At 67.7% G+C, this 2,629-nt stretch carries 3 protein-coding genes; 2 read left to right on the forward strand and 1 reads right to left on the reverse strand.

The annotated features are described in order from the left end of the window. Positions 1-1,063 (forward strand): aldehyde dehydrogenase (gene adh / locus ACTIMF_RS19070; protein ID WP_442351854.1); only part of this gene is annotated, 1,063 nt, incomplete at its 5' end. Between the two features lie 203 nt (positions 1,064-1,266). Next, entirely contained in the window at positions 1,267-1,680 is a 414-nt protein-coding gene (locus ACTIMF_RS19075; protein WP_442351855.1) for a DUF779 domain-containing protein, read from the forward strand. Positions 1,681-1,746: 66 nt separating this feature from the next. Here ACTIMF_RS19075 and ACTIMF_RS19080 read toward each other — a convergent pair. Continuing rightward, positions 1,747-2,629 (reverse strand): DUF222 domain-containing protein (locus tag ACTIMF_RS19080; protein WP_442351856.1); only part of this gene is annotated, 883 nt, incomplete at its 5' end.

A 2,629-nucleotide genomic window follows, 5' to 3' on the forward strand; every position in this document is an offset into this window, starting at 1 on the left:
GCCGCTCGGCGTCGTCGGCCAGATCATCCCGTGGAACTTCCCGATCCTCATGGCCACGTGGAAGCTCGCACCCGCACTGGCCGCGGGTAACGCCATCGTCCTGAAGCCCGCCGAGCAGACGCCGTCGTCGATCCTCTACTTGATGAGCCTCATCTCCGACCTGCTGCCCGACGGCGTCCTCAACATCATCAATGGGTTCGGCGTTGAGGCGGGCAAGCCGCTGGCGTCGAGCCCGCGCATCCGCAAGATCGCCTTCACCGGTGAGACCACCACTGGCCGACTGATCATGCAGTACGCGAGCGAGAATCTGATCCCGGTGACGCTCGAACTCGGCGGCAAGAGCCCGAACATCTTCTTCGACGACGTGATGTCGTCCGACGACGGCTTCCTCGACCGTGCGCTGGAGGGTTTCTCGATGTTCGCCCTCAACCAGGGTGAGGTCTGCACCTGCCCGAGCCGCGCACTCGTCCAGAAGGGCATGTACGACGAGTTCATGGAGAAGGCCGTCGCCCGGGTCGCAGCGATCAAGCAGGGCAACCCGCTCGACACCGACACCATGATGGGTGCGCAGGCATCGAGCGACCAGTGGGAGAAGATCCGCTCCTACCTGGCGATCGGCCAGGAGGAGGGCGCGAAGGTCCTCACCGGCGGCGAGCCGGCAGACCTCGGCGGCGACCTGTCGGGTGGCTTCTACATCCAGCCGACCGTGTTCGCGGGCAGCAACAACATGCGCGTGTTCCAGGAGGAGATCTTCGGTCCGGTCCTCTCGGTCGCATCGTTCACCGACTACGACGAGGCGATCTCGATCGCGAACGACACCCTGTACGGCCTCGGAGCGGGCGTGTGGAGCCGCAACGGTGCCGTCGCCTACCGCGCGGGCCGCGACATTCAGGCGGGCCGCGTGTGGACGAACACCTACCACGACTACCCGGCGCACGCCGCCTTCGGCGGATACAAGCAGTCCGGCGTCGGCCGTGAGAACCACCTGATGATGCTCGGCCACTATCAGCAGACCAAGAACCTCCTGGTCGGCTACGCGCAGAGCGCCAAGGGCTTCTTCTGAGGCATCCGTAGTCTCTCGCCCGGGCCGGCGATCCCGGCCCGGGCGAGCACCACTTCCATCACCTGCCACTCGAGCCTCACCTACTGGTGGTCGATCCTCCCCGCCGCTGGTCGAGCCACTCACCGCTGGTCGAGCGAAGTCGAGACCCCCGGCCATTCGAGACGCCTACCCTCGAGACCACACGACAACGAAAGGACGACGGCATGTCTGAGGCCCCTGATCGCGTGACGGCGACGGAGTCCGCCGTCGACCTCCTCACGAAACTCACCGAACTGAACGGCGGCTTGATGATCCACCAGTCGGGCGGATGCTGCGACGGATCGGCGCCGATGTGTTATCCGGTCGGCGAGTACCGCATCGGTCAGCGCGATGTCCTCGTCGGCACGATCGAACTGGCCGATCCCCTCCCCGCGGTACACATCTGGATAAACGGCGACCAGTTCGAGCTGTGGAAACACACTCAGTTGATCCTTGACGTCGTCAAGGGACGCGGTGCCGGCTTCTCCTTGGAGGCCCCCGAGGGCGTCCGCTTCCTCTCTCGTTCACGCGCCTTCAGCGACGACGAGAACACGCTCCTGGCGGCGTCGCCGCCGAAGGTCGGCGCCGACTTCGAGTAGCGGGCACGGCACGTCGCGGCCCCCGCCGACAGACTGCCGCCCGGCCGGGAGCGGGCTCCGGTCGGGTCAGGCTGCGTCGAGGAGCCGAGCGAGCATGGCCTCGACCGCCGAGCCCGCACCACGGGGCGGGCCGTGCGGCAACATTCCTGGGCTCTGCCCGACGTGATGGATCGGGTTGATCTGCCACTGGTCGGCGGACCCGGACGGCCGCCAACCGACCCGGCCCGCATCCGAACCCGAACCCAGGACGGCCGTCTCCCACTTACCGGGACCGGTGCCCTCGGCACGATTGTGCTTGCCGCACGCCGCGCCCAGGTTGTCCACGTCGGTGCGGCCACCACTCTCCCACCGCGTCGTGTGGTGCGCCTCGGTCCGAGCGAACGGCACATCGCAGCCCGGCCCGGTGCACCCACGGTCGCGGGCGAACATCGCCAGCCGCTGCGCTTTACTCGCGAAGCGCTTGCCGCGGCCGAGATACAGGACCTCGGACGTGTTGTTCTTGAACACCGCCAGATGCGGGGTGGCGTGCGCGGCGATCTCGACGAGTTCGGAGACCGGAATGCGCACACCGGTCGCGGTGAGCGCGACGCCCGCTTCGGCGGCCAGTTCCTGATCGGTGACGGTGACGACCAATTCAGCCGGGAGCCGATCCGGGCGTCCCAGCGCGCCGTGGCCGAGAACGAAGTCGGCCATCGCAGCGAGTGCGTCATGATTGCGCTGCGCAGTGGACCGCGTGTCCCGTTCCCGCGCTGCGGCGAGCACATCGGGGTCGAGGCCGTCCTGGTCGGCCGCGCCGAACAGCGGATCGGCGTCCTCGGGATTGTTCATCCCGGGCGCGGCCCAGGCGGTCAGCAGCACGTCGAGCTTGGCGCGCAACGCCGGAGTGATCGACCCCCGCAGCTTCGACATCAACCGCTGATCCTGCGGAGCCACGGTGAACCCACGCGTC

Origin of the sequence: Gordonia sp. (in: high G+C Gram-positive bacteria), from assembly GCF_052106715.1 — a bacterium.
Lineage (GTDB): Bacteria > Actinomycetota > Actinomycetes > Mycobacteriales > Mycobacteriaceae > Gordonia.

Excerpts from the sequence above, each read along its gene's own strand:
- ACTIMF_RS19075 (WP_442351855.1), top strand. The coding sequence starts at position 1,267 with ATGTCTGAGGCCCCTGATCGCGTGACGGCGACGGAGTCCGCCGTCGAC.